21 protein-coding genes are annotated in these 25,334 nt (G+C 71.5%); 4 read left to right on the top strand and 17 right to left on the bottom strand.

The window, feature by feature from the left end:
* Positions 1-110 precede the first annotated feature (110 nt).
* On the bottom strand, positions 111-1,445 hold the full coding sequence (gene gabT, locus ABD785_RS03440; protein WP_344821998.1) for a 4-aminobutyrate--2-oxoglutarate transaminase: 1,335 nt from the start codon (positions 1,443-1,445) through the stop codon (positions 111-113).
* 81 nt (positions 1,446-1,526) lie between these two features.
* Here gabT and ABD785_RS03435 point away from each other — a divergent pair, with 81 nt between their 5' ends.
* Both ABD785_RS03435 and ABD785_RS03430 read left to right on the top strand, forming a co-directional pair.
* Entirely contained in the window at positions 1,527-2,894 is a 1,368-nt protein-coding gene (locus tag ABD785_RS03435) for a PucR family transcriptional regulator (RefSeq protein ID WP_344821996.1), read from the top strand.
* 118 nt (positions 2,895-3,012) lie between these two features.
* Positions 3,013-4,596 (top strand): alpha/beta hydrolase, encoded by a 1,584-nt coding sequence (locus tag ABD785_RS03430; protein WP_344821994.1) that lies wholly within the window; start codon positions 3,013-3,015, stop codon positions 4,594-4,596.
* 238 nt (positions 4,597-4,834) lie between these two features.
* Here the strand turns inward: ABD785_RS03430 and ABD785_RS03425 are convergent, their stop codons facing one another.
* The 5 genes from ABD785_RS03425 to dxr form a co-directional block, all read right to left on the bottom strand.
* Positions 4,835-5,677: a GNAT family N-acetyltransferase gene (locus tag ABD785_RS03425; RefSeq protein WP_344822878.1), complete on the bottom strand. Its 843-nt coding sequence runs from the start codon at positions 5,675-5,677 to the stop codon at positions 4,835-4,837.
* 66 nt (positions 5,678-5,743) lie between these two features.
* Positions 5,744-7,186 (bottom strand): alpha/beta hydrolase, encoded by a 1,443-nt coding sequence (locus tag ABD785_RS03420; protein ID WP_344821992.1) that lies wholly within the window; start codon positions 7,184-7,186, stop codon positions 5,744-5,746.
* Between the two features lie 84 nt (positions 7,187-7,270).
* Positions 7,271-8,752, bottom strand: coding sequence for an alpha/beta hydrolase (locus ABD785_RS03415; RefSeq protein ID WP_344821990.1), 1,482 nt, complete (start codon positions 8,750-8,752; stop codon positions 7,271-7,273).
* A 41-nt stretch (positions 8,753-8,793) separates the two neighbouring features.
* Positions 8,794-9,966 carry a flavodoxin-dependent (E)-4-hydroxy-3-methylbut-2-enyl-diphosphate synthase gene (gene ispG / locus ABD785_RS03410; protein ID WP_344821988.1) on the bottom strand — a complete coding sequence of 391 codons (1,173 nt, stop codon included), beginning with the start codon at positions 9,964-9,966 and terminating at the stop codon, positions 8,794-8,796.
* A 5-nt stretch (positions 9,967-9,971) separates the two neighbouring features.
* On the bottom strand, positions 9,972-11,186 hold the full coding sequence (dxr, locus tag ABD785_RS03405) for a 1-deoxy-D-xylulose-5-phosphate reductoisomerase (protein WP_425547723.1): 1,215 nt from the start codon (positions 11,184-11,186) through the stop codon (positions 9,972-9,974).
* A 75-nt stretch (positions 11,187-11,261) separates the two neighbouring features.
* On the opposite strand from dxr, the gene ABD785_RS03400 reads away from it, so the two are divergent.
* Positions 11,262-12,194: a trypsin-like serine peptidase gene (locus ABD785_RS03400; RefSeq protein WP_344821984.1), complete on the top strand. Its 933-nt coding sequence runs from the start codon at positions 11,262-11,264 to the stop codon at positions 12,192-12,194.
* On the opposite strand, the gene ABD785_RS03395 is transcribed toward ABD785_RS03400, so the two are convergent.
* From ABD785_RS03395 to ABD785_RS03370, 6 genes are read right to left on the bottom strand one after another with little or no spacing between them, the layout of a single operon-like run.
* Positions 12,191-13,609, bottom strand: a complete 1,419-nt coding sequence (locus ABD785_RS03395; protein WP_344821982.1) for an aldehyde dehydrogenase family protein — start codon at positions 13,607-13,609, stop codon at positions 12,191-12,193. The two genes, ABD785_RS03400 and ABD785_RS03395, sit on opposite strands and share 4 nt — an antisense overlap.
* Positions 13,610-13,666: 57 nt before the next feature.
* Complete coding sequence (locus ABD785_RS03390) at positions 13,667-14,047, bottom strand: DUF3037 domain-containing protein (RefSeq protein ID WP_344822876.1); 381 nt, start codon at positions 14,045-14,047, stop codon at positions 13,667-13,669.
* Complete coding sequence (locus tag ABD785_RS03385; protein WP_344821980.1) at positions 14,044-14,790, bottom strand: HipA family kinase; 747 nt, start codon at positions 14,788-14,790, stop codon at positions 14,044-14,046. The genes ABD785_RS03390 and ABD785_RS03385 overlap by 4 nt, the downstream gene beginning before the upstream one ends.
* Before the next feature lie 33 nt (positions 14,791-14,823).
* Positions 14,824-15,708 carry a TIGR03619 family F420-dependent LLM class oxidoreductase gene (locus tag ABD785_RS03380; RefSeq protein WP_344821978.1) on the bottom strand — a complete coding sequence of 295 codons (885 nt, stop codon included), beginning with the start codon at positions 15,706-15,708 and terminating at the stop codon, positions 14,824-14,826.
* A 2-nt stretch (positions 15,709-15,710) separates the two neighbouring features.
* Positions 15,711-16,961 carry an LLM class flavin-dependent oxidoreductase gene (locus tag ABD785_RS03375; protein ID WP_344821976.1) on the bottom strand — a complete coding sequence of 417 codons (1,251 nt, stop codon included), beginning with the start codon at positions 16,959-16,961 and terminating at the stop codon, positions 15,711-15,713.
* Positions 16,958-17,764 carry an alpha/beta fold hydrolase gene (locus ABD785_RS03370; RefSeq protein ID WP_344821974.1) on the bottom strand — a complete coding sequence of 269 codons (807 nt, stop codon included), beginning with the start codon at positions 17,762-17,764 and terminating at the stop codon, positions 16,958-16,960. Before ABD785_RS03370 ends, ABD785_RS03375 begins: the two co-directional genes overlap by 4 nt.
* A 108-nt stretch (positions 17,765-17,872) precedes the next feature.
* Between ABD785_RS03370 and ABD785_RS03365 the strand changes: the two genes are divergently transcribed.
* A complete protein-coding gene (locus tag ABD785_RS03365) occupies positions 17,873-18,742 on the top strand; it encodes a TIGR03619 family F420-dependent LLM class oxidoreductase (protein ID WP_344821972.1) in 870 nt (289 codons plus the stop codon).
* Between the two features lies 1 nt (position 18,743).
* Here the strand turns inward: ABD785_RS03365 and ABD785_RS03360 are convergent, their stop codons facing one another.
* The 5 genes from ABD785_RS03360 to ABD785_RS03340 form a co-directional block, all read right to left on the bottom strand.
* Positions 18,744-19,766: a hypothetical protein gene (locus tag ABD785_RS03360; RefSeq protein WP_344821970.1), complete on the bottom strand. Its 1,023-nt coding sequence runs from the start codon at positions 19,764-19,766 to the stop codon at positions 18,744-18,746.
* 93 nt (positions 19,767-19,859) lie between these two features.
* Positions 19,860-20,498, bottom strand: coding sequence for a PaaI family thioesterase (locus ABD785_RS03355; RefSeq protein ID WP_344821968.1), 639 nt, complete (start codon positions 20,496-20,498; stop codon positions 19,860-19,862).
* A gap of 44 nt (positions 20,499-20,542) precedes the next feature.
* Complete coding sequence (locus ABD785_RS03350) at positions 20,543-21,286, bottom strand: ABC transporter ATP-binding protein (RefSeq protein ID WP_344821966.1); 744 nt, start codon at positions 21,284-21,286, stop codon at positions 20,543-20,545.
* Complete coding sequence (locus tag ABD785_RS03345) at positions 21,283-23,922, bottom strand: ABC transporter permease subunit (RefSeq protein WP_344821964.1); 2,640 nt, start codon at positions 23,920-23,922, stop codon at positions 21,283-21,285. Before ABD785_RS03345 ends, ABD785_RS03350 begins: the two co-directional genes overlap by 4 nt.
* A gap of 86 nt (positions 23,923-24,008) precedes the next feature.
* Positions 24,009-25,256, bottom strand: coding sequence for an ABC transporter substrate-binding protein (locus ABD785_RS03340; RefSeq protein ID WP_344821962.1), 1,248 nt, complete (start codon positions 25,254-25,256; stop codon positions 24,009-24,011).
* Between the last annotated feature and the right edge of the window lie 78 nt (positions 25,257-25,334).

The raw sequence follows: 25,334 nt of genomic DNA, 5'->3' as shown, positions 1-25,334 counted from the left end.
GAACAACGCTCTCGGTCAAGAGGACCGTGTCGCGGTTCTCCTCCTTTCTACGTCCCGGAGATTGTGGACGGGGTCTGCCGTCGCCCAAGCATCGGCAAAACCCCGGCGCGTCAGCCCCCGAAGGCGTTCTCGAGGAGGTCGAGACCCTCGTTGAGCAGGTGCTCGGGGATGACGAGCGGCGGCAGGAAGCGCAGGACGTTGCCGTAGGTGCCGGCGGTCAGGACCAGCAGGCCCTGGGCGTGGCAGGCCTTGGCCAGCTCGGCGGTCCTGGCGGGGTCGGGCTCGGTGGTGCCGGGCTTCACGAGCTCGATCGCGATCATCGCGCCCCGGCCGCGGACGTCGCCGATCTCCGGGTGCTTCTCGGCCATCCGCCGCAGGCGCGGCAGCATGATGTCACCGATCTGCCGGGCCCGCTCGACGATCTTCTCGGCGTCCAGGGCGTCGAGGACGGCCAGCGCCGCCTCGCAGGCGATCGGGTTGCCGCCGTAGGTGCCGCCGAGGCCGCCGCCGTGAACGGAGTCCATGAGGTCGGCCCGGCCCGTGACGGCCGCCAGCGGCAGGCCGCCCGCGATGCCCTTCGCGGTGGTGATCAGGTCGGGGACGATGCCCTCGTGCTCGCAGGCGAACAGCCGGCCGGTCCGGCCGAAGCCCGTCTGGATCTCGTCGGCGACGAACAGGATGCCGTTGGCCTTGGCGAACTCCGCGATGGCGGGCAGGAAGCCGGGGGAGGGCTCGATGAAACCGCCCTCGCCGAGGATCGGCTCGACGACCACGGCGGCGACGTTGTGCGCGCCGATCTGCTTGGTGATCTGGTCGATGGCCTGGGCGGCGGTGGCGGGGCCGTCGAGCTCGGAGCGGAACGGGTAGGCCATCGGCATCCGGTACACCTCGGGGGCGTACGGGCCGAAGCCCTCCTTGTACGGCATGTTCTTGGCCGTCAGGGTCATCGTGAGGAGCGTGCGGCCGTGGTAGCCGTGGTCGAACACCACGACGGCCGGGCGCCTGGTCGCGTAACGCGCGATCTTGACGGCGTTCTCGACGGCCTCGGCACCGGAGTTCACCAGGATCGTGCGCTTCTCGTGGTCACCGGGCGTGAGGTGGTTCAGCCGCTCGGCGACCTCCACGTACGCCTCGTACGGGGTGACCATGAAGCAGGTGTGGGTGAACGCCGCCACCTGGTCCTGGACCCGCCGGACGACCTCGGGATGGGCGTTGCCCACGTTGGTCACGGCGATGCCGGACCCGAAGTCGATCAGGCTGTTGCCGTCGACGTCGACGACCACGCCGCCGCCGGCCGCGACCGTGTAGACCGGCAGGACCGATCCCACGCCGGGCGGGACGGCCTTCAGCCTGCGCTCCTGGATCTCCCGGGACCTCGGTCCGGGGATCTCGGTGACGACCTTGCGCTCCTGGGGCAGGCCGGGCCCGCCTTTTCCGCTGCTCATGCTCCTGACGATAGGCGGGGCCCGCATACTGTGGAGGGGTCCACCCCGTACAAATGACTCCGCCCCGATAGGACACTCTGGATGGCTCCCTTCCTGGCCTCGGTGGCGGCCCTTCCCCAGCTCGCGCTGCGGGCGCTGACCCCGGCCCCGCTGGACGTCCCGGTCCGCTGGGTGGCCGTCAGCGAGCTGGCCGATCCGACCCCCTTCCTGGAGGGCGGGGAACTGGTCCTGACCACGGGCATGCGGCTGGAGGACCCGGGGCTGTACGTGGAGCGCCTGGTCGGGCGGAAGGTCGCCGGGCTGGGGTTCGGGATCGGGCTCGGCCACGAGCGGGTTCCCGAGGGGCTGGTCGCGGCGGCCGCCGCGCACGGGCTGCCGCTGCTGGAGGTGCCCAGGCCCACCCCGTTCGTGGCGATCGGCAAGGCCGTCTCCCGGATGCTGGCCGCCGAGCAGTACGAGGACGTCACCCGGGCCTTCCAGGCGCAGCGGGAGCTCACCAGGGCCGCGCTGCGCGGGCCGGAGGCGGTCGTGTCCCGGCTGGCCAGGGAGCTGCGCGGCTGGGCGCTGCTGCTGGACACCGCGGGCGAGGTCCGCACGGCCGCCCCCGCGGCGGCCCGCTCCCGCGCCGGGGAGATCGTCTCCGAGCTGCCCCGGCTGGCCAGCGCCGCCAGCCTCGCGCTGCCGGGGCCGGTCGTGGTGCAGCCGGTCGGCCTCGGGAAGCGGCCGCGCGGCTATCTGGCCGTCGGGACGCCCGAGCAGCTCAGGCCGGTCGCCCACACGATCGTCGGCGCGGCGGTGTCGCTGCTGACCCTGCTGACCGAGGCGCCGCGCGGCGAACGGGAACTGCGGGCGGCGCTGGCGGCGGTGCTGGTGGGGGAGGAGCCGCGCCTGCCCGAGCAGCCCGTCCGGGTGATCAGGTGCGCGGCGGCGGCGCTGGAGGCCCTGGAGGCCGACCCGGCGGGAGACCGCTGCCTCGCCCTGCCCACGGACTCCGGCTGCGTGATCATCGCCCCCGAGGCCGTCGCCGAGCGGGTGATCGCCCTCGCCGCCCCGCTGGGCCCGGCGGGGGTGGGCGATCCCGCCCTGCTCACGGACGTCGCCAGGTCACTGGAGGAGGCCGGACGCGCGTACGCGGCGGCCCGGCGCTCCGGCGGGGTCCGCCGGCACGACGAGCTCCCGGCCCAGGGGCTCCTGGCGCTTCTCGACCAGCCGGCGGCGGCCGACCTCGCGGAGCGGCTGCTGGAACCTCTGGATCCCACCCTGCGTTCCTCACTGCGGGCTTATCTCGAGGCCAATGGTCTCGGCGATCCGGCCGCCCGCGCGCTGGGCGTCCACCGGCACACCCTGAGGCACCGGATGAAGCGCGTCGCGGAGCTCCTGGACCGTGACCTGGACGCCCCCGCCACCCGCGCCGAGCTCTGGATCGCGCTGTCGCTCAGCGCCGGATGAGATTTGTAAAGATCCGTCACGGTTGAGTGTCCGTAGTGTTCGAAATCTTTCGTTCGCGTGACCGTCGCAAGACAATCTTCGCCTGATGTCCGCTTTATTCCGGACCCAAGGGGAGCAAGTGAAGAAACTCGTTGTCCTGACGGCCGTCGCTGGGCTGGGCCTCACCGCCCTGTCGCCCGCCGCCGCCCAGGCACAGTCAAAACCGGCTTCGATCAAGTGGCACGCGTGTGCGGCCGGTACCGGCCTGCCCGACTACAAGGCCGCGTTCCCGACGCTCGCCAAGGTCACCCTCCAGTGCGCGACCATCAAGGTCCCGGTCGACTTCCGGCACCCGCGGGGCAAGAAGCTGACGCTCGCGCTGTCCCGCCTCAAGCACACCGGCAAGGGCAAGGCCCGCCACATGCTGGTCAACCCCGGCGGCCCAGGTGGCACCGGCACCGACTTCGCGATCGCGGTCGCCGGACGCGCCTCGGCCAAGCTCATGGCGAAGTACGACATCGTCGGCTTCGACCCCCGCGGCACCGGCGGCAGCGGGGCGCTGAGCTGCGACTCCCACTACTTCGACCCGGTCCGCCCGGACTACAACCCCAAGACCAAGGCCGACATCCGGTTCTGGCTCTCCAAGAGCAAGGCCTACGCGAAGGCCTGCGGCAAGAAGTACGGCAAGCTGCTCAACCACATCAAGACCGTCGACAACGTCCACGACATGGACGCCATCCGCGGCCGCCTCGGTGACCGGAAGCTCGACTTCTACGGCGCCTCCTACGGCACCTACCTCGGCGCGGTCTACGCGAGCCTCTTCCCGCGCAAGGTCGGCCGGTTCACCCTCGACAGCAACGTCGACCCGCGCGGCGTCTGGTACGACGCCAACCTCGAGCAGGACAAGGCGTTCGACCGCAACCTCAACATCCTGTGGGGCTGGATCGCCAAGCACGACGCCGACTTCCACCTGGGCACGTCCCAGAAGGCCGTCAAGGACCTGTACTACAAGACCCGCACCGAGCTGATCACCAAGCCGGTCGACGTCAAGATCGACGGCGAGCAGGTCAAGGTCGGCCCGGACGAGCTCGACGACACCTGGCTCGGCGCCGGCTACCGCGCCTCCAGCATCCGCTGGACGGACCTGGCCCGCGCCCTCGCCGCCCGCAGCAAGGGCGACGACACCGGCATCGCCACGACCTTCCTGACCTACGGCGCCTCCTCCGAGGACGGCTACCCGGTCTACACCGGCACCCAGTGCACCGACGTGCAGTGGCCCACGAGCTGGAAGAAGTGGCAGGCCGACAACACCAGGCTCGCCAAGAAGTACCCGTTCGAGACCTGGAACAACGCCTGGTACAACGCCCCGTGCCTGTACTGGCCCGCCAAGGCCGGACGCCCCGTCAAGATCACGGCCAAGCGCGGCCTGCCGAAGATCCTGCTCTTCCAGGCCACGCTCGACGCCGCCACCCCGTTCGCCGGCGGCCCGCAGCTGCAGAAGCAGCTCAACGCCAAGCTGATCATCGAGGACGGCGGCCTGACCCACGGCATCGTCCAGCGCGGCAACGCCCCGATCGACGCGGCCTTCGAGGCCTTCATGCTGACCGGCAAGCTGCCCAAGAAGCGCACCACCCACGTCCCGAGCCTCGGCGAGCCCGCCGTCGCCCCGGCCGCGACCGCCCGCACCCAGGGCACCACCCCCGGCGACCTTCTGCTGAAGTAGCCCCCGACGGCGAAGACCCCCGGCACCGCGAGGGCCCGGGGGTCTTCCCCTGTCCGGGAACTCTCGGGAGTGGCCTAGGGCCTGTTTCAAAGCCACCTGCCCTACTACGCGACGTCCAGGCACGCACCTCGGGGGCTTGTCGTCAGTCGCCGGCCACACCAGGCCGACTCCCTCCTCCGCACCCCCGAGGCACGCACCTGGACGCCGCTCGCCACGGGCGCCGACTTCGAAACAGACCCTAGAAGAGCACGCTCGTGAAGGTGTCGACCTCGACGAAGCCGACGCGGTGGTAGGCGGCGCGCGCCCGGGTGTTGAAGTCGTTGACGTACAGCGACACGGTCGGGGCGACCGAGCGGAGCGACTCCTCGACCACCGAGGCCATGCCGAACTCCGACAGGCCCCTGCCCCGCGACTCCGGATGCACCCAGACGCCCTGCACCTGGCAGGCGTAGGGCGTGACCGCGCCGATCTCGGCCTTGAACAGGACCCGGCCGCCCTCGATCCGGGCGAAGGAGCGTCCGGCGCGGATCAGCTCGGCGACCCGCGCCCGGTACAGGACGCCGCCGTCGCCCGCGTTGGGGGAGACGCCGACCTCCTCGGTGAACATCGCCACGCACGCGGGGTACAGGATGTCGAAGTCGTCCATCCGCACCCGGCGGACATAGGGATCGGTCGGGAACGCGGAGGGCTCCGAGGTCGCCATGACGGGCTGGACCTCGCGGATCGCCCGCGGCGGCCCCCAGAACGGCTCCAGCAGGTCCCACATCTCCCGGACGGCCGGCAGCGGCCCGACGATCGAGCTGCACCGCCTGCCCTGGGTCCTGGCACGGTCCCCGAAGGCCCGGACGGCCTCGGGACCGGCGTTGATCGGGATCAGATTGGCCCCGGAGTAGCAGAGCGACTCCAGCCGCCCCTCCCGCCAGAAGCCCCACATCTGCGCGCCGAGCCGGCCCGGGTCGAGCCCGGCCTGGTGGACCCGCGAGCTCACGAACACGTTCCCGACCGGGTCGGAGTCGAGGATCGCGAGGACCTCGTCGCGGTGGCGGTCGTCGAGGACCCGCACCGGGAGCGACCCCAGTATCCGCATCAGTCCCCGCCCGCCATCGAACCCCCGGCCCTCCGCCGCCCAGAAAAGGTACCTCTTAGCCTATGACGAGCGCGACGGCTTCGGCGCGGGCAGGTGCCCGCAGCGCGTGATCCCCTTGCGGGGCAGGGCGCCCGTGCGGAGGTAGGTCCTGACCCTGGCGTCGACACAGGAGTTGCCGCTGAGGCCGATCACATGGGTCCTGCCGCCGTCCTCGACGACCAGCCGCGAGCCGCGCAGCAGCCGGTGCATCTCGAGCCCGCCCGCGTAGGGGGTGGCCGCGTCGCCGGTCGCCTGGAGCAGGAGGATCTTCGTGCGGGCGGTGATCCGGACGGGCTTCCGCGCAGGCACGGGCCAGAAAAGGCAGGGCGCGTTGAACCAGGTGTTCTGCCAGGTGGTGAACGGAGCCCGGCGGTTGATCTTGACGGAGTCGCGCTTCCACCGGGCCCAGCGGCGCGGCCAGCGGGCGTCGGTGCAGCCGACGGCGTTGTAGACGGCGTACTCGTTGTCGTCCTTGGCGGCGATGAAGCGGTGGGCGCCGAGCATGCCGGAGGCGTCGCCGTCACGGCTCCACGCCGACCACACCTCGGCCAGAGTCGGCCACCAGGCGGTCGCGTACCCCCCGACCTGCATGAGGTCGGTGAACTCGTTCCCGGCGAAGGCGCGCAGCGGGTGGGCGTCCAGGGCGCGGCGGGTGGCGTAGAACCTGCGCTCGACGGCCTTGCGGGTCCTGCCCAGGCGGTAGACCCGGTGGTGGCCGGCCGTCCAGGCCAGGAAGGCGGTCACGTTCCGCTGGAAGGCGGTGTCCTGGTCGAGGTTGGCCCGGTACCAGACGCGCGAGGGCCGCACGTTGCTGTCCAGGATCATCCGGCGGACCCGCCGGGGGTACTTCGTGGCGTAGACGGCGCCCAGGTAGGTGCCGTAGGAGCCGCCGTAGTAGTTGATCCGCTGAACGCCGAGGGCGGCCCGGATCCGGTCCAGGTCGCGGGCGGAGTCGAGGGTGGTCATGTGCGCGAGCAGCGCACCGTGCCTGCGGGCGCAGGCGCCGGCGTAGGCGCGGGAGCGCTTCAGCCACCGCCCGCTCGCCTGGTCGTAGGGCGGCCTCCCGGCGGCGAGGTGACGGGGCATGCAGCGCAGGGCCGGACGGCTGGCGCCGACGCCCCGCGGATCGAACCCGATCACGTCGTAGGCCTGGCGCAGGTCGGGGGAGAGGGCCGCGGCCACGTCGAAGGCGAACCTGCGGCCCGAACCGCCGGGACCGCCCGGGTTGACCAGCAGGACGCCCTGGTAGCGGCCGCCGGGAGCGTGCGGGACGCGGGAGACCGCGAGGGTGATCCGCGGTCCGCCGGGCCGGGCGTGGTCGAGGGGCACGCTCACGTTCCTGCACTGCTGGCCGGCGAGCTCGCCGCCGCAGGCCGTCCAGGGGGAGGGCGCCGCGGGGGCCGCGGCGCGGGCCGGGGCCGGGAACAGGGAGGCGAGGAGGGCGGCGGCCAGGGCGAGTCGCATCGGCCGATCATCCCGGTGCGGCGCGCCCCGGAGGGCGCGCCACGGCTCAAGGCAGCACCAAAACTCCCGGGGCCGCCGCTCTCCTCAGGGCGCGGGGTCGGGGCTGCTCGCGCAGACGGCGTCGGGACCGTCGGTGTCCGGCGGCAGATCGCCCTCGTCCAGGTAGGCCGCGATCAGGGCCCGCATGCAGGGGTTGGCGGTCGAGTCGGCGTGGTTGCCGCCGCCCTGCTCGACGGCCAGCCGCGACCGGCCGAACAGCCGGTGCGTCTCGACCGCGCCGGGGTAGGGGGTCGCGGCGTCGTCGGTGGCGGCCGTCAGCAGCATCGCGGTGGACGTGCCGCCGACGCGCGGAGGAGCGCCGCCGGGGGCCGGCCAGAACATGCAGGGAGCGTTGAACCAGGTGTTGGCCCACACGTTGTACCGGTAGCCGCCGCGGTACTGCTTCAGGGCGTCGTAGCGCCAGGTGTCCCAGTCGGTGGGCCAGGCGGCGTCGCGGCACTCGACGGCCAGGTACATCGTGTACTCGTTCGGGCCGGTCGCCGACGGCGGCCCGACCAGCGCCCTCAGGGCGTCCAGGTCGTGCCCGGAGTGCCAGGCGGACAGCCTCTCCGCGATCTTGGCCCAGCTCCAGGAGCCGTATCCGGCCTTCAGGACCGAGTCGTCGAACTCGGACGGGCCGATCCGGCCGACGGGGCCGGTCTTCAGCGCCGCGCGCATCCCGTAGTAGGCGAGCTGGACGCGCCGGGGGGTGTCGCCGAGGCGGAAGCGGGCGTCGTGCCGGGCCACCCAGGCGAAGAAGGCGTCGAAGCGCTTCTCGAAGGCCTTGTTCTGCTCGAGGTTGGCCTCGTACCAGACGTCCGACGGCTTGACCACGCCGTCGAGGACCATCCGCCCCACCCGGTCCGGGAACAGGGTCGTGTAGACCGCGCCGAGGTAGGTGCCGTAGGAGTAGCCGTAGTAGCTGATCTTCTCGACGTTCAGCGCCTCGCGGATCGACTCCATGTCGCGGGCGCTGTTCTCGGTGCTCAGATGCGGCAGCAGGTCTCCGTGCCTGGTCGCGCAGTCGTCGGCGAAGGCCTTCGCGCGGGCCAGCCAGGCCTGCTCGGCGGCGGTGTCCTCGGGCACGTAGTCCGGGCGCGGAGCGTCCGCCGGGTACATGTAGCCGGGATCGCAGGTCACCTGGGGAAGGCTGGAACCCACGCCGCGCGGGTCGAAGCCGATCCAGTCATAGCGGGCGGCCACCCGCGGCGGCAGGGAGGCCGAGGTGCCGGCGGCGGTCGACAGGCCCGATCCGCCGGGCCCGCCCGGGTTGACCAGGATGACGCCCTGGTAGCCGGCGTCGTCGGTGTGCACGAGCCGGCTGACCGCGATGCGGATCTTCCGGCCGCCGGGGTCCCCGTAGTCCAGCGGCACCTCGAGCAGCCCGCAGAGGATCTGCCGCCCGGAGGCCTGCATCGTCGCGCAGGGCTTCCATTCGATGGTTCCGGCCCGCGCGGCGGCGGGCGCCGCCAGCGCCGCGGCCACCAGGGACGCGGTCGCGCTGACCGCAAGTGATCGTTTCCACACAGCCGCTGTTCTACTGCGTGGGAACGATCGAAGGTGGGACGTCAGGAGGTGGTGACCTGCGCGCCGGGGCCGGAGTCGTCGTCCAGGTCGACCTCGATGCCCATCGCTTCGGCGATCTTGAGGGCCTCTTCGATGAGGGTCTCGACGATCTGGTCCTCGGGGACGGTCTTGACGACCTGGCCCTTGACGAAGATCTGGCCCTTGCCGTTGCCGGAGGCGACGCCGAGGTCGGCCTCGCGGGCCTCGCCGGGGCCGTTCACGACGCAGCCCATGACCGCGACCCGCAGCGGGACGGGGAAGCCCTGGAGGCCGGCGGTGACGCGCTCGGCGAGGGTGTAGACGTCGACCTGGGCCCGCCCGCAGGACGGGCAGGAGACGATCTCGAGACCTCGCTCGCGCAGCCCGAGCGACTCCAGGATCTGGTTGCCGACCTTGATCTCCTCGACCGGCGGGGCCGACAGGGAGACCCGGATGGTGTCGCCGATGCCCTGCGACAGCAGCGCCCCGAACGCGACGGCCGACTTGATCGTGCCCTGGAAGGCGGGACCGGCCTCGGTGACGCCCAGGTGCAGCGGGTAGTCGCACTTGGCGGCGAGCTGCCGGTAGGCCTCGATCATCACGACGGGGTCGTTGTGCTTGACCGAGATCTTGATGTCCTGGAAGTCGTGCTCCTCGAACAGCGAGCACTCCCACAGCGCGGACTCGACCAGCGCCTCGGGCGTGGCCTTGCCGTACTTCTCCAGCAGGCGGGCGTCCAGCGAGCCGGCGTTGACGCCGATCCGGATGGGGACGCCCGCGCCCTTCGCGGCCCTGGCGATCTCGCCGACCTTGTCGTCGAACTTCCTGATGTTGCCGGGGTTGACCCGGACGGCCGCGCAGCCCGCGTCGATCGCGGCGAACACGTACTTCGGCTGGAAGTGGATGTCGGCGATGACCGGGATCGGGGACTTCTTCGCGATGGCGGCCAGCGCGTCGGCGTCGTCCTGCGAGGGGCAGGCGACGCGCACGATCTGGCAGCCCGAGGTGGCCAGCTCGGCGATCTGCTGGAGCGTGGCGTTGACGTCGGAGGTGAGCGTGGTCGTCATCGACTGCACGGAGACGGGCGCGTCACCGCCGACCGGGACGGACCCGACCATGATCTGACGGGACTTGCGGCGCGGGGAGACCGTGGGTGTCGCGGGGCGGATCTTCGGCAGACCGAGTTCGACGCTCATGTTCCTTATTGTGTCAGTCTCGCGCGGGTGCTTTCGCGCGCCCACGCGTCCGCGGCCAGCACATCCTCCAGTGTCGGCGTTGCATTCGGGGTGTGTTCTCCCACAATGTCCGCGACGGTGTCGACGATGCCGAGAAAGGGAAGTGTCCCCGCGAGGAAAGCGTCGACGCACTCCTCGTTGGCCGCGTTGTAGACCGCGGGGGCGGTGCCGCCGGCCGCTCCGACCTGCTTGGCGAGCGCGACGGCGGGGAAGGCCTCCTCGTCGAGCGGGAACAGCTCCCAGGTGTGGGCCCTGGTCCAGTCCACGCCGTAGGAGGCGCGCTCCAGGCGTTCGGGCCAGGTGAGGCCGAGGGCGATCGGCAGCCGCATGTCCGGCGGGCTGGCCTGGGCGAGGGTGGAGCCGTCGGTGAACTCGACCATCGAATGGATCACCGACTGCGGGTGGACCATCACGGTGATCTTCTCGAAGGGCACGTCGAACAGCAGGTGCGCCTCGATGACCTCCAGCCCCTTGTTGACGAGGGTGGCGGAATTCACCGTGATGACCGGGCCCATGTCCCAGGTCGGGTGGTTGAGGGCGTCCTCGCGGGTGACGGAGGCGAGTTCGGCGCGGGACCGGCCGCGGAACGGGCCGCCGCTGGCCGTCACGACGAGCCTGCGCACCTCGGCCGCGGTGCCGCCGGCCAGGCACTGGGCCAGGGCGGAGTGCTCGGAGTCGACCGGGACGATCTGCCCCGGCTTGGCCTTGGCCTTGACCAGCGGGCCACCGATGATCAGCGACTCCTTGTTGGCCAGCGCGAGCGTCCTGCCCGCTTCCAGGGCCGCGAGCGTCGAGGCGAGGCCGAGCGCGCCCGTCACGCCGTTCAGGACCACGTCGCAGGGGTGGGCGGCGACGGCCGCGACCGCCTCGGGACCGGCGAGGATCTTGGGGATGCGGTGGTCGCCCCGGGAGTACCCGCGCTTCTGCGCCTCGGCGTAGAAGGCGAGCTGGAGGTCCTGGGCCGCGGTGGCCTTGGCGACGGCCACCACCTCCGGCTGGAAGGTCAGCGCCTGCTCGGCCAGCAGGTCGACCCGGCCTCCGCCCGCGGCGAGCGCCACCACCCGGAACGCGTCCGGGTTCTCGGCGATCACATCGAGGGCCTGCGTACCGATCGACCCGGTCGAGCCGAGTACCACCACGTCTCTCACAATCACATTCTTCCTGTGCGACGTCATGCCCATGCAAGTTCACCAAAAGTAGTCGTGTGCTCACTTCGCGTGCTGCACACTGCTGTTCTCATGGGAACGGACACCTGGTTGACGCGTGTCGCGACCGCGCTGCTGGGGCTGGCGCCGGTCGTGCCCTTCGTGACGTTCACGATCACCGACGCGGTGCCCGCGCGCGTCGTCACCCGGGAGTTCCGGGTGACCAGCACGCGCCAGGTGCTGAGGTACTGGACGCTCGACCGGATGGACAAGGCCGTCACCCGGCCCGTCCGGCTCCACCGGCGGCGCTCTCCGCTGGTCGCGGGCCTGTTCCCGCAGGAGCGCTCGGCGCCGTCCACGCACAGCTCGGGGGAGCTGTGGCCCTCGCGCGGCGCGGTGCGCAAGACCGTGGGCAAGGTGTTCTTCACCATGAACGGCAAGGACTTCCTGTGCTCGGCCGCGACCGTCCGCAGCGCCAGCAGGGACCTGGTCGTGACCGCCGGGCACTGCGCCAAGAACGGCCGGGGCGCCTGGGCCGAGAACTGGATCTTCGTGCCCGGATACCGGGACGGCGGCGGGGCCGACGGCGGGTACACCGCGCGCCGCATGTTCGTGGCCGACCAGTGGTCGAAGTCGGGGGACGACGACTACGACGTGGCGATGGTGGCCGTCGCGCCGACCGACGGCAAGCACGTCGCGGACGTCGTCGGGGCCAATCCGATCGGGTTCGAGCGGCCCCGCGGCCGCCGGGTGTTCGGGTTCGGCTACCCGGCCGGCGGCCGCTACGACGGGGAGCGGCTGGCCTACTGCAGCGGCCGCCCGGCCGGCGACCCGCACGGGGTCACCGACGCCGAGGGCCTGCACTGCGACATGACGCAGGGGTCGAGCGGCGGACCGTGGCTGTCGACCTTCGACCTGTCCACCGGCACGGGCCTCATCACCTCGGTCAGCAGCTTCAAGTACGCCGACGACGACGTCACGATGTACGGCCCCTACTTCGGCGCGGCGATCCGCCGCCTGTACGAGCAGGCGCAGAAGGGCTAGAGATCGAGCCCGGTCAGGACCATGACCTTCTCGTAGGTGTAGTCGGCCATCGTGCTCGCGACGCCCTCGCGGCCGACGCCGGAGTCCTTGACGCCGCCGTAGGGCATCTGGTCGGCGCGGTAGGACGGGACGTCGCCGATGATCACGCCGCCCACCTCGAGTTCGCGCTGCGCCTTGAAGGCGATGTCGAGGCTGCGGGTGAACACCCCGGCCTGGAGGCCGTACCGCGAGGAGTTGACCTTGGCGAAGGCGTCGTCGACCGAGGCCGCCCGCTCGACGATCATGACGGGGCCGAAGACCTCCTCGCAGGAGACCTCGGCGTCGGCGCGGACGCCCGTCAGCACGGTCGGGGCGTAGGTCGCGCCGTCGCGGGCGCCGCCGGTCTCGACGGTGCCGCCCGAGGACTCCACCCAGGCCTCGACGCGCTTGGCGGCGTCCTCGCTGATGAGCGGCCCGACCTGGGTCTTGTCGTCCCACGGGTCGCCGACCACGAGATTTCCGACCGCGTCGACGATCTTCGGCAGGAGCCGGTCGTAGGCGTCGCCGACGGCGTACACGCGCTGGACGGCGATGCAGGACTGGCCCGCCTGGTAGTTGGAGAACAGCGCGGTGCGCCGGGCGGCCCAGTCGAGGTCGGCGTCCTCGCAGACCACGGCCGCGGCGTTGCCGCCGAGCTCCAGCACGACGTGCTTGCGCGGGGCGGCCTGCTGGATCGACCAGCCGACCGGCCCGGAGCCGGTGAAGGAGACGATCGGCAGCCGCTCGTCCTGGACGAGGGCCGCGGCGCGCTCGTTCGGGACGGGCAGGACCGAGAACATGCCCTCGGGCAGCCCGGTCTCGGCCAGCAGTTCGCCCAGGACCAGCGCCGACAGCGGGGTGGCGGGCGCCGGCTTGACCACGACGGGGGCGCCGACGGCGATCGCGGGGGCCACCTTGTGGGCGGTCAGGTTCAGCGGGAAGTTGAACGGCGTGATCGCCAGCACCGGGCCGTGCGGCACGCGCGCGGTGTAGGCCAGGCGGCCCACACCGCCCGGGTCGGTGTCGAGCCGCTGGGCGGCGCCGGACCAGCGCCGGGCCTCCTCGGCGGCGAACCGGAAGACGCTGATCGCGCGGCCGACCTCGCCGCGCGCCCAGAACAGCGGCTTGCCGTTCTCCCCGGTGATCAGCCGGGCGATCTCCTCCTGGCGCTCGGCCAGCCGTCGCGACACGTGCGCGAGGGCCTCGGCCCTGACGTGCAGCGGCAGCGCCGCGGCCTCCTTGCGGACGGCGTGGGCCTTCGCCACGGCCTCCTCGGCCTGCGCCTCGGTGGGCACCGCCGCGGTGCCGACGAGGCGCCCGTCGTAGGGGTGGGTCACGGTGATCTCGTCGTCACCGGTCGCGGGCCGCCCGGCCAGCCAGAAGGGTGTGGCGCTCATGCCCTCACGCTAGCCGGTGCGGTACCCGTGGAACCGCTGTACAGAATGGAAGGCCGGCTATCCAACCAGGCGAGCGAACAGCCGTTCGGAGGTGCCCGCGGGATCGTCGGTCAGTCCGGGATGGACGGGCCCCGGCTGGACGATCGTGCTGCGCGGTGCCGTGAGCCAGCGGAAACGCCGGCCGAGGGAGTCGCCGCCCGCGTGGTCGTCGCCCTTGATGTGGGCCTCGATGCCGCTGAGCGCCCGACGGACGCCCTCGAGGTCCAGCGACGGGCTGAGCGCCTTGAGCCTTTGCTCGTCCACGCCGGGTCGGAACTCCAGGAAGTCGCGCTTCTGGCAGTACAGGACCAGCCCGACGTTGAGGCACTCGCCGCGTTCGAGGTCGGGGATGACCCGGATCACCGCGTACTCGTAGATCACGTGCTCGCCCGCGGTCATGGCAGCCACGTCCTCGGGATCGCGAGACGGGCCTTGAGCTGGGTGAAGTAGGCCGCGCGGACCGCTTCGGGGGAGTCGAATCCCGGCTCGTCGGTCATCCAGAGGTCGGGGATCTCGCCGAGGACCTCGTGCAGCACCGCGTCGGTGATCTTCGGCAGGAGGAGGGACTCCGCGCCGCGCACGTCCTTGGCGTAGGGCTTGAAGACGTGGTCGTCGACGTCGTACTCGCGCGAGACCAGCTTGTCGGCGCTCTTCCAGGCGTGGTGGAAGTACAGGGACGCGCCGTGGTCGATCAGCCAGACCTCCCCGTGCCAGACCAGCATGTTGGGGTTGCGCCAGCTCCGGTCCACGTTGCCGATGAAAGCGTCGAACCACAGGACGCCGGAGGCGAACTCGGCGTCGGGCGTCCAGGCGAGGGGGTCGTAGTTGAGGGCCCCGGGCAGGAAGTCGACGCCCAGGTTCCAGCCGGGGGAGGCGTCGAGCAGGTCCTGGACCTCCTCGTCGGCCTCGTGCCTGGCCATGACCGGGTCGAAGTCGAGCAGGACGAGCCGCGGTACCCGGAACCCGAGGCGCCGGGCGAGCTCGGCCGCGATGATGTCGGCGATCAGAGCCTTGCGGCCCTGCCCCGCACCGGTGAACTTGGCCACGTAGATGCCCAGGTCGGCGGCTTCCACCAACCCGGGCAGCGAACCCCCCTCGCGCAGGGGGGTGACGTAGCGCGTGGCTTTGACGACTGGCAGCACGCCTGCCAGCTTAGAGTTTGAAAAGGACCCTGGTCACATCCGGTCGATGATCTCGCTCGCGAAGCGTTCCATCGTGGCGATCTTGAGGGCGGTGGTGTTCTCGCCGTGCTCGGCCTTCTCCTGCTCGGTGGGGAACCACCAGGGGGCGGCCATGGTGCCGGTGACGCCGCGCTCGTGCCATTTGCGGTAGAGCTCGGCGGACGGTCGCCTGCCGATGGGGGCGACGACCTTGAAGTCGGCCAGGGTGCGGCCGTTGTCCTTGAGGTGCCCCTCGAGCTTGAGCAGGAGTTCTTCGAGTTCCGGCTCGCGGTAGACGCGGTTGCCGATCCAGCCGTCGCCGATCCTGGCCGCGCGCTTCAGCGCGATGTCGGAGTCGCCGCCGATGTAGACCGGGACGGGCTCGGGCGGCACGGGCGCGATGCTGAGCGGCCCGAAGTCGAAGAACGTCCCGTGGTGCTCGACCAGCCCGCCCGCCCAGACCTTCCGCAACGCGGGGATCATCTCGTCGAGGCGTTTCCCGCGGGTGTGGAAGTCCTGGCCGGTCTGGAGGAACTCGTCCTTGCACCAGCCGACGCCCACGCCGAAGCGCACCCGGCCGCCGGAGAAGAACGCCGCGGTCGAGACCTGCTTGGCGACCGTGAAGAAGTCCCTCGCGACCGGGATGAAGACGTTCGGCGCGAAGGTGAGCCGCTCCGTGACGGCCGACAGCGCGCCGATCGTCACGAAGACGTCGGGCCAGTGCGTGTCCGGCTGGTAGGGCGGCGCGCCCGTCTCGCTGTAGGGGTAGTGCGCCTCGTAGTCGGCGTAGAAGATGTGATCGGAGATCGCCATGGTGTCGAAGCCCAGGCGCTCCGCCGCCTTCGCCAGCGGCAGGTAGTCCTGCGCGTCGACGAAGGCGGCACCGAGCCAGAACTCCACGTCTAGTCCTGGAACTCGGGGATGATGTGCTCGGCGAACATCTCGAGGTTGCGCTTGACGGTGTCGAGCGGCAGCACGCCCTGCTGACCCTGCATGAACAGGCCGAACCACTCCAGGTCGGGCATCCGGTCGAGCATCCGCTGGATGCCGCGCTTGACGTCGTCGGGAGTGCCCAGCAGGGCCATCTCGACTTCGTTCATGCGCTTGAAGTCGCCCTTCTCGGCGCTGATCGGCTTGAACTTGTCGTCCTCCTTCTTGCGGAGGACCTCCAGGTAGCCGAACGGGCCGAAGAAGGAGGCGAAGTCCTTCTGCATGCCCTTGCCGAACGTCTCGATGGCCTGCTCCTTGGTGTCGGCCATGCCGACGATCTTCAGGATGCCGGTGTGCTCACCGAGCTTGTAGATCTTGCCGAGCTTGGCGCACTCGTCCTGGTAGAGCTTGGCCTTGGCGGCGTGGTCGTCGGGGTTCGGGGTGAACATCCAGGGGAGGATGCCCTCCTGCGCGGCGCGGATGACCGAGCGGTCGGAGACGGTGAACGGCTGCCACAGCTCCGGGTGCGGGTACTGGTAGGGCTTCGGGCAGACCGAGATGCCCTGGATGACGCCGTTCTCGTCGATCTCGCCGGGGGCGCCGAACTTCTTGGTCCACTCCTGCGCCGGCCAGCCCTCGATGCCCTCGAAGGGGTTGGGGACCTGGTAGTCCAGGACGTCCGACTTGTAGCGGAGCAGGTCCTCCGACCACGCCAGCTTCATGATCTTCAGGATCTCGCCGAAGACGTCGAAGTTGCGGTTGTCGGTGGCCGAGCCGTCCGAACGGGCCGCGACGGCGTTCCAGCGCTGGCCCAGCACCTGCATCCAGCGGTTCTGGTAGCCGCGGGCCACGCCCAGGCGCAGCCGGCCCTTGGAGAAGTGGTCCAGGAGGGCGACGTCCTCGGCGGCGCGGATCGGGTCCCAGGCGGGGAGCACGATGCCGAGCGGGGCGAGCAGGATGCGCTCGGTGCGGGCCGCCAGGTCCGTCAGGAACATCAGGGGGTTGACCGAGAACTCGAAGCCCTCCGAGTGGAAGTGGTGCTCGGTCATCATCAGCGCGTCGAAGCCGGTCTGGTCGGCGAGGACGGCGATCTCCCGGATCTCGTCCAGCAGGTTCTGGTACGACTCCACGTCGCGCCCGATGGGCCGCTTGGCGACCGCGTTCTCCTCGGCGGCCCATCCGGAACCGGGGATCTGCGGGTTGAGGAAGATCGAAAACTTCACGGGAGAACCTTTCGGGAAAGGACACGGCCAAGCCAGGTCGATAGGACGTGGACGAACTCTGCGGGGCGTTCCTCGTGCAACCGGTGGCCGTTGCCGGGGAAGACGTGGACTTCGGCCTTGAGGACCTCCCGCTCCCACTCCGCGTTGCCGGCGTCGGCCCAGAAGGCCAGGACGGGCTGGGTGCGGCGGGACAGGTACGCCTCGGACTGGGGGCGCACGCCGAACTGGCCCTCGTCGACGAACAGGGCGCCGAAGCACTGGGCGAGCACGTGGATCGGGGTCCCCAGAAGCTTGCGGACGTGCCACTGCGGGATGTGCGGCGGCGTCGCCGGGGTGTAGAGCGTGGAGTCCATGGCGAGCGCGGTCTTGTGGCCGTCGGGGCCGTTGAGCGCCTCGGCCATCTTCGGCATGAACGCGCCGATGTCCTCGCGCAGCGCGTAGCCGGGATCGACGACGACGACCGCGTCGACCCGCTCGGGGTGCTCGATCGCCATGATGCTCACGACCTGGCCGCCGAGGGAGTGGCCGACGGCGCTGACGACGGGGATCGCGAGATGGTCGAGGAGGCGGACGAGGTCGGCGGCCATCGCGCGCGGGACGTTGCCGGTCGCGGGGACGGAGGAGTAGCCGTGGCCGCGCAGGTCGGGCGCGACCACGCGGAACTTCCCGGCCAGCGCGGGGATGTGCCAGATCCAGTCGTGGGAGTCGGCTCCCATGCCGTGGACCAGCAGGAGCACGGGGGCGTCCCGGGGACCGTCGTCGGTGAAGAACAGGTCGACTTCACCCAGGTCGGCGTGGGGCATCCGGCGTCATCCTCCTCTCGGTTTCGCGAACAAGCGCACGCTACATCAATATAGTGAAACCGAGCAATCGCTTGGTCGAGTCGACCGCCGGAAGGTGAGGCAGCACACATGCGCCTGGGGATCACGATGTTCGCCACGGACCGGACCATGGCCGCGCACGAACTGGCCGTCGCGGCGGAGGAGCGCGGATTCGCCTCGCTCTACCTGCCCGAGCACACCCACATCCCGGTCTCGCGGGCCACTCCCGCGCCCGCGACGCACGAGGCGTCGGGGGCGGAGCCGGGGATGCTGCGCGGGGTGAACGGCGACGAGACGCTGCCGGAGTCCTACGCCCGCGCCCTCGACCCGTTCGTGGCGCTGGCCGCCGCCGCCGCGGTGACGTCCACGATCACGCTGGGCACCGGGGTCGCGCTGATCGCCCAGCGGGAGCCGCTCGTCACGGCCAAGGCGATCGCCTCGCTCCAGCACCTGTCCGGCGGCCGGTTCGTGCTGGGGATCGGCTACGGCTGGAACGTGGAGGAGGCCGCCGACCACGGGGTGCGGTGGAGCCTGCGGCGCGATCTGGTGCGCGAGAACGTCCTCGCGATGCGCGCCCTGTGGACCGACGAGGTCGCCTCCTTCAAGGGCGAGCACGTCGGTTTCGAGCCGAGCTGGTCCTGGCCCAAGGCGTCGGTGCCGGTGCTGCTCGGCGGGGTGGGCGGCCCGAGACTGCTCGCGGCGATCGCCGAGTTCGGCGACGGCTGGATGCCGGTCGGCGGCGCGGGCATGCGCGAGACCCTCCCGAAGCTCGCCGCCGCCTACGAGGCCGCGGGCCGCGACCCCTCGACGGCCCGCATCGTCCCCTTCGGCACCCTCCCGAACGCCGCCAAGCTCGAGTACTACGCCACCCTGGGCGTCGAGGAGGTCGTCCTGCGCGTCAACGGCGGCCCTCGCGAGGAGATCCTCGCGACCCTGGACGCCTACACGGCCTTCCTGTGACCTAGGGATGGACGTCGCGGGCGAAGGCGACGTGGGTGCCGTTGAGGTCGGCCGAGAGGGTGACGGTCGCGGTGCCCTGGTTCGGGGTGAAGTAGTAGCGGACCGTGCCCTGGCCGGCCGGGATGACGAGCTCCTGCGCCGGGATCAGGTCGGGGCGTGAGCTCTTGAGGGTGACCTTGACACCGCCGGCGGGGGCGGGCCGGTTGATGTCGAGGTTGCCCTCGTACTGCCTGCCGGGGACGCAGAAGTCGGCGTGCACGTTGAGGTGGGAGACCTGGGGCGGGCCCTCGGGCACGGCGGTGACGCGCAGCGGCCTCTTGAGGATCTGCCCGCCGTAGGCCGCCGCGATCCTGGCGGTCACGAGCGCGGCCGTGGGCGTCGTCGCGATGTCGAAGGTGCCGGTGGTGAGGCCCGCGGGGACGAACGCCGTCGGGTGCACGAACGTGGCGTGCCCGTCGGAGGAGGCCAGCTTGATCGTGGCTCCGCCCTTGGGCGCGGGCTTGTTGAGCGTCGCGGTGCCGAGGATCTCGCCCGCGCCGCCGACGGTCGTCCCGACCACGAGGGTCACCTTCGCGAGGTGGACGGCGGCGAGTTTCGGAGTGAGGGTCAGCGGGCGCTTGATCAGCCTGCCGCCGAACTTGGCGGCGACCACCCCGGTCCCGGTCCTGCCGATCTTCTTGGTGGTGATCGGGAAGCGGGCGGTCGTGCGGCCCGCGGGGACCTTCACGAAGCCGGGCACCCTGATGTAGGCGCGGCTGCGGGCGGCGAGCCTGACCCTCGCGCCGCCCTTGGGCGCCTTGGCGGTCAGCCGGACCACGCCGTAGGTCGCGCCGCCGCCGGTGAGCCGGGTCCTGGCCAGCTTCAGGGCGGCCAGGCGCGGCGCGGCCTTGAAGTGGGCGGCGACCAGCAGCCGGTCCAGGTGGGTGTGCTCGCCCGCCGACTCGACGGCGTACCCGGTGGTCGCCGCCAGCGTCAGCGCGAGCGCTCCGCCGACGGCCGCTCTTCTGATCCGCCGTGTCACCATGGTCCTCCGCCCGATAGGTCCGTTACCCGCCGCCGGATATTAGCGCCGGGCCGGGCACGGACGTCACACGGTCTTCGGAACTTCTCCCGGGCCTCAGGTGGCGGGGAAGATGAACATCGCGGTGGCCTCGATGGTCACCCGGCCGTCGGGGCCGGTGATCGTCGCGTCGGCCCAGGTCTTGCGGCCCTCGTTGCGGACGGTCCTGGCCGTGACGACCAGCGGGACGCCGTGCGGGGTCGGGCGGCGGTAGCGCAGGTCCAGGGTCGCGGTCATGCCGGGCGTGCCGTTGGCCGCGGCGGCGGCGCCGAGGACATGGTCGAGGATCAGCGCGCTGACCCCGCCGTGGACGAAGGTCGGCGGGCCCTCGTAGACGTCGGTGAGCGTGAACTCGGCGTGGACGCTGCCGTCCTCCAGCGTCACGACGTCGATCGGCGGGGCGATCGCGTTGAGCACCCCGGTGACGGGCGAGCCGAGCGCCTTGACCATCCCGTTGACGCCGAGCCTGGCCGCCGGAGGCCGGTTGCGCCGGGCGGTGTTGAGCCGCTCGGTGAGGGCCGCGACCGCGGCGGCGGCCTCCCGCAGCTCCGTCTCGGGGACCTCGGTGTGGATCACCGCCTCGATCAGGGCCCGCACCTCGTCGGCGAGCGCGGCCTGCGGCGCGATCTCGAGCTCGCTCAGCTCCCGGCGGTCCCCCGCGAACACGCCCTCCATCGCCGCCCTGGCACCCGACATTCGCGTTCTCCCTGCTCGCCCGGATAACTAGAATTTGATTCTAGTCAGCCCAGATAGGCGGCCCGGACGGCGGGGTCGTCCCTGACCTCGGCCGGTTCGCCCTCGGCGATGACCCTGCCGAGGTCGAGGACGACGATGCGGTCGCAGGTGTCCATCACGAAGCTCACGTCGTGCTCGACGAGCAGGACGGTCGCCTCGACCCCCGCCAGGACCTCGGCGAACAGCGCGGCCTGGGCGGCGTCCAGGCCGGAGGTGGGCTCGTCCAGGAGCAGGACCGAAGGGGCGTCGACGATGGCGCGGGCCAGCTCGACCAGCCGGCGCCGGCCGATCGGCAGCTCGGCCGCGTAGAGGGCGGCGAGCTCGGCGATGCCGCATCTGGCGAGCGCCTCCAGGGCGAGGTCGCGGCGGGCGCGCTCCCGGCGGCGGCGGGTCGGCAGCGCCAGCAGGTCGGCGGCGAGGCCGCCGCCCCCGCCGTGCCATTCGAGCGCGGTCAGCACGTTCTCCAGGACCGTGAGCCGGCCGAAGACCTGCGGACGCTGGAAGGTGCGGGCGAGTCCCGCCCGGGAACGCTTCACCGCGCCGGCGGCCGTGACGTCGTCGGGGCCGATCCGGACACTGCCGCCGTTCGGCTTGCGCAGCCCGGTGATGACGTCGAACAGGGTGGTCTTGCCCGCCCCGTTCGGGCCGATCACCCCGACGGTGCTGCCGGTGGCGACGTCGAAGGAGACGCCGGACAGGGCGTGCACCCCGCCGAAGCGGACGCTCACGTCCTGCACTGAGAGGCTCATGCGGTTCCTCCGATGCCGAGGTAGGCGGCGGTGAGCTGGTCGGCGTCGACCTCCGAGCGGGGGCCCGTCCAGGTGATGCGGCCCTGGCCCATGTAGGCGACGGTGTCGGCGTACTCCAGGACCTCCTTGGCCTTCTCCTCGACGATCAGCAGGGCGACGCCGCGTGAGCGCAGCTCTCCGAACAGCTCGAAGATCTGCTGGACGACCATCGGCGCCAGGCCGAGGGACGGCTCGTCGGCGATGAGGACGCGCGGCGGCCGGATCAGGGCGGGGGCGAGGGCGAGGATCTGCTGCTCCCCGCCCGACAGCGAACCGGCCGCGACATCCCTGCGGGCGGCCAGGTGCTCGAACCGCTCGTAGACGGCCGCCCGGTCGGCGGCGCCGGGCAGCCAGGTCGTGAGGTTCTCCTCGACCGTCAGGCCGGGGAAGATCCCGCGTCCCTCGGGGGCCAGGAAGATCGCCTCACGGGAGCGCCGGTGCGAGGGGGTCGCGGTGATGTCGTCACCGTCGAGGACGACCCGTCCGGAGAGGGGGGAGACCGCGCCGACCGAGACCGCGCAGGCCGTCGACTTGCCCGCGCCGTTCGCGCCGAGCAGCGCGACGATCTCGCCCGAGCGCACCGAGAGGTTCACCCCGCGCAGCACGGTCGCGTCGCCGTATCCCGCGGTGACGTTCCGCAGGGCGAGGACGGATTCCTCCGCCGCGACGGGCAGGTCACCCGCCTCGCCCGCGGGAGGTTCCTTCCGGTGCCGGCGGCGGTGACGCTGCTCGGCGAACTGGGCGAGGACGCCGTCGGGGTGCTTGGCGAGGATCATGCCGCCGAGCCCGAACAGGACCGCCTCGACATGGGCGGAGCTGGTCACGTGCGAGAGGATCTCGTGCGACAGGCCCATGATCAGGCCGGCCACGACGGCGCCGCCGACCCGCCGTACGCCCTGGAGGACGATCACGGCCAGCCAGACGAAGCCCAGGTTCACCCGCAGGTCACTGGCGAAGATCTGGCCCGCGAAGGTCGCGTACAGGACTCCGCCGAGCCCGGCGATGGCCGAGGCGACCGCGAACAGCGTCAGCTTGGTGCGCACCGCGGACACCCCGATGACCTGGGCGGCCGTCGGCGCCGACCGCACGGCCAGCACCGCCCGTCCCGAGGGGGATCGTTCCAGGTTGCGGATCAGCAGGGCGACGATCGCGATCAGGTCCAGCAGCAGGATGATCCGGACCCGGGGGTCGTTGGTGTCGGTCGAGCCGATCGCGATGGCGGGGAACTTCCAGCCGAGCGTGCCGTTGCTGAAGGCGTCGATCTGGAACAGCACCTGGTCGGCGAGCAGGCCGAGCGCGAGCGTCGCCAGCGCCAGCACCTTGCCGCCCAGCCGCAGCGCGGGCAGCGCCACGACCAGCCCGGCGGCGACCGCGGCGAGCATCCCGGCCACGACCGCCAGCGGGAACGGCAGCCCCTCGCCGATCACGAGCCCGGCGGTGAGCGCGGCCAGGGCGGCGAACGAGGCCTGGGCCAGGTTGACCATCCCGCCGATGCCGGTCATGACCACGAACGAGCAGAAGATCAGGGACAGCACGAGGCCCGAGGCGACGAGCCCGGCCCAGTAGTCGTCGGCGAAGAACAGGACCCAGACGAGGCCGGCGGCACCGGAGACCGTCCAGGGCAGGATCCGGCGCCAGCGCGGCAGGTCGGCGAGGTGGTCGGGCGGGGGAGCGTCCTCGGCGATGGAGCCGGCCAGCCGCGAGCGCGACCGGTTGAGGAACACCAGCCCGGCCAGCAGGAGGATCGCCGGGACGGCCGTGCGCAGGCCCGTCACCTCCTCGGCGAAGTCGGCGTACCCGGCCACCAGGTTCTGGACGACGCCGAGCGCGAGTCCGGCGGCGAACGTCACGGGGATGGAGCGCAGCCGGCCGAAGACCGAGGCGGCGGCGGCCGCGAACAGCAGGACCGTGAAGGCGGTCTGGTCGAGGCCGAGCGCGGGCACCGCCAGGACGCCGGCGAGCGAGGCCAGCACCGAGCTGAGCATCCACGCCTGGGCGGAGGCGGCGTCGGCGTCGATGCCGCGCCAGGTGGCCAGCGAGCGGGAGTCGACGCACGCGCGCATCCGCAGGCCGAGCGGGGTGTGCCGCATGACGACCCAGAGCCCCGCGGCGGCGGCGACGGCGAAGCCGAAGACGACGAGCTGGTCGGAGTCGATGCGGACGCCCGCCAGCGGCTCCCAGGTCCCGGCGGGCTGCGGCCCGAGTCCCCGCGCCGAGGCGCCCTCGGTGACGGCGGGCAGGTCGAACAGCTCGACCAGCCACAGCCCGAGGGCGGGCAGGGCGATGGTCAGGCCGATCGTCGCGACGATCTGCGGGGTCTCGCCCGCGGTCGCCAGGCCGCGGAACATCAGGCGGTGCAGCGCGTAGCCCAGCAGCGGGGCGAAGACGCCGACGGTCACGAGAGCGGCCGGCCAGGCGGCCCAGCCCGCTCCGCTGGTCAGCTCGAAGTACAGCAGGGCGGCGACGAAGCCGATGGCCCCGTGCGCGAAGTTGAACACTCCGGTGGCGGCGTAGGACAGGGTCAGGCCGGAACCGAGGAGCGCGAAGATCGCCCCGGTCACCAGCCCGCTCAGCACGTAGCCCGCGAGTTCTGTCAAGGCTCATTCTCCAGAAGCGGGAAGCGCCGCCCGTCTCCGGAGGAAGAGGACGGGCGGCGCGGAGGGGATCGCTCTTGCTGCGGCCGCTACTGCTTCAGGGCCACGTTGTCGGTGCACTTGAGGTGCTGGGCGACCACGAACTGACCGTCCTTGAGCTGGACGAGCGCGCCGCAGCCGTTGGGCTCGGTCTTGTCCTTCGGGTAGTCGATCTTGCCGAAGCCGGGGTTCTCGTAGGTGAAGGTGCTCGCGGCGGTGAGGAAGGAGGTGCGGGTCAGGTCCTTGCCGGCCTTCTCGGCGACCTTCAGGAAGATGTCCGCGGTCCAGTAGCCGATCGCGACGTGCTGGGTCAGCTTGGCGCTCGGGTCGACCTTCTGGATGTCGGCCTTCATCTGGACGACCTCCTTGGCGTCGGACTCGAACGGCTCGAACTGCGGAGCCGTCAGGACGCCCTCGAGCCCGGCCTTGATCGCCGGGTCGGCGAGGACGCTCGGGTCGTAGCTGGTCGCGTCGGAGATCGCGCCCTTGTAGCCCGCCTTGCGCAGCGCGCCGAACAGCCCGGCGTTGAGCTTGGCGCCCGCCATGATCGAGACCACGACGTCGGGGGCCTTGCCGTCGTTCGCCTTCATGATCTTGTTGACGTAGGGGAGCCAGTCCTGCGGGGGAGCGGTCGCCGGGATGGCGGCGGAGGTGCCCGCGAGCTTGAACCCGGCCGCGCTGAACGACTGGCCGATGGTGCCGACGCCGTACTTGGAGGCCGAGGAGTCGGTGCCCTGGATGAAGGCCGACTTGCCGTCCGCGCCGCCGATCTGGGCGGCGACCTGGTTGCCCCACCAGGTCTGGGTGCCCGCTCCGGGCTTGGGCGCCAGGCAGCCGTTGTAGCCGAAGCCGGTCTTGGTGCCGCACCACTGGGTGCCGGTCGCCCAGCCGAACCACGGGACGTTCTGCTGCTCCAGGAAGGCGGCCCCGCCGAACTGGGGGGAGCTCACCGGCACGAGCGCGAAGACCTTGTCCTTCTGCACGAGCTTGGTGGCGACCGTGGTGCCCTTGGCCGGGTCCATGTTGTCGTCCTCGGCACCGACGAAGTCGATCTTGCGTCCGTTGACGCCGCCCTCGGCGTTGGCCCGCTCGAAGCGCGCCTTGGCGCCGAGCTCGGCTCCGCCGGTGGAGTAGCCGGTGGCGCTGGTCTTCACCAGGACGCCGCCGACCTTGATGGAGGTGTCGGTGACGCCGTCGCTGCCGGAGCCCGACGAGCCGCCCTTGTTCTCGGTCGTGCCGCAGGCGGCGGCCAGAGCGACGGCGGCGAGAGCCGCCGCTATCCGTGTTGTCTTGCGCATGGGGGGTGGCTCCAGTGATTCGACGTGATACTGAAACTAGCGCTCGCTTGGGTGGACTGTAAGTACGCGTTTCCCTGC

This window comes from Actinocorallia longicatena (assembly GCF_039534125.1).
In the GTDB taxonomy this organism is placed as follows: Bacteria; Actinomycetota; Actinomycetes; order Streptosporangiales; family Streptosporangiaceae; genus Actinocorallia; species Actinocorallia longicatena.
This window is presented reverse-complemented; position numbering and strand designations above follow the sequence as displayed.

Bases quoted from the DNA above. Each gene is read 5' to 3' on its own strand.
- ispG (WP_344821988.1), bottom strand. From the start codon at position 9,966: ATGAGCGTCGAACTCGGTCTGCCGAAGATCCGCCCCGCGACACCCACG.
- ABD785_RS03365 (WP_344821972.1), top strand. From the start codon at position 17,873: ATGCGCCTGGGGATCACGATGTTCGCCACGGACCGGACCATGGCCGCG.
- ABD785_RS03340 (WP_344821962.1), bottom strand. From the start codon at position 25,256: ATGCGCAAGACAACACGGATAGCGGCGGCTCTCGCCGCCGTCGCTCTG.
- ABD785_RS03435 (WP_344821996.1), top strand. From the start codon at position 1,527: ATGGCTCCCTTCCTGGCCTCGGTGGCGGCCCTTCCCCAGCTCGCGCTG.
- ABD785_RS03420 (WP_344821992.1), bottom strand. From the start codon at position 7,186: ATGCGACTCGCCCTGGCCGCCGCCCTCCTCGCCTCCCTGTTCCCGGCC.
- ABD785_RS03390 (WP_344822876.1), bottom strand. From the start codon at position 14,047: ATGACCGCGGGCGAGCACGTGATCTACGAGTACGCGGTGATCCGGGTC.
- dxr (WP_425547723.1), bottom strand. From the start codon at position 11,186: ATGGGCATGACGTCGCACAGGAAGAATGTGATTGTGAGAGACGTGGTG.
- ABD785_RS03355 (WP_344821968.1), bottom strand. From the start codon at position 20,498: ATGTCGGGTGCCAGGGCGGCGATGGAGGGCGTGTTCGCGGGGGACCGC.
- ABD785_RS03360 (WP_344821970.1), bottom strand. From the start codon at position 19,766: ATGGTGACACGGCGGATCAGAAGAGCGGCCGTCGGCGGAGCGCTCGCG.
- gabT (WP_344821998.1), bottom strand. From the start codon at position 1,445: ATGAGCAGCGGAAAAGGCGGGCCCGGCCTGCCCCAGGAGCGCAAGGTC.
- ABD785_RS03350 (WP_344821966.1), bottom strand. From the start codon at position 21,286: ATGAGCCTCTCAGTGCAGGACGTGAGCGTCCGCTTCGGCGGGGTGCAC.
- ABD785_RS03370 (WP_344821974.1), bottom strand. From the start codon at position 17,764: ATGCCCCACGCCGACCTGGGTGAAGTCGACCTGTTCTTCACCGACGAC.
- ABD785_RS03395 (WP_344821982.1), bottom strand. From the start codon at position 13,609: ATGAGCGCCACACCCTTCTGGCTGGCCGGGCGGCCCGCGACCGGTGAC.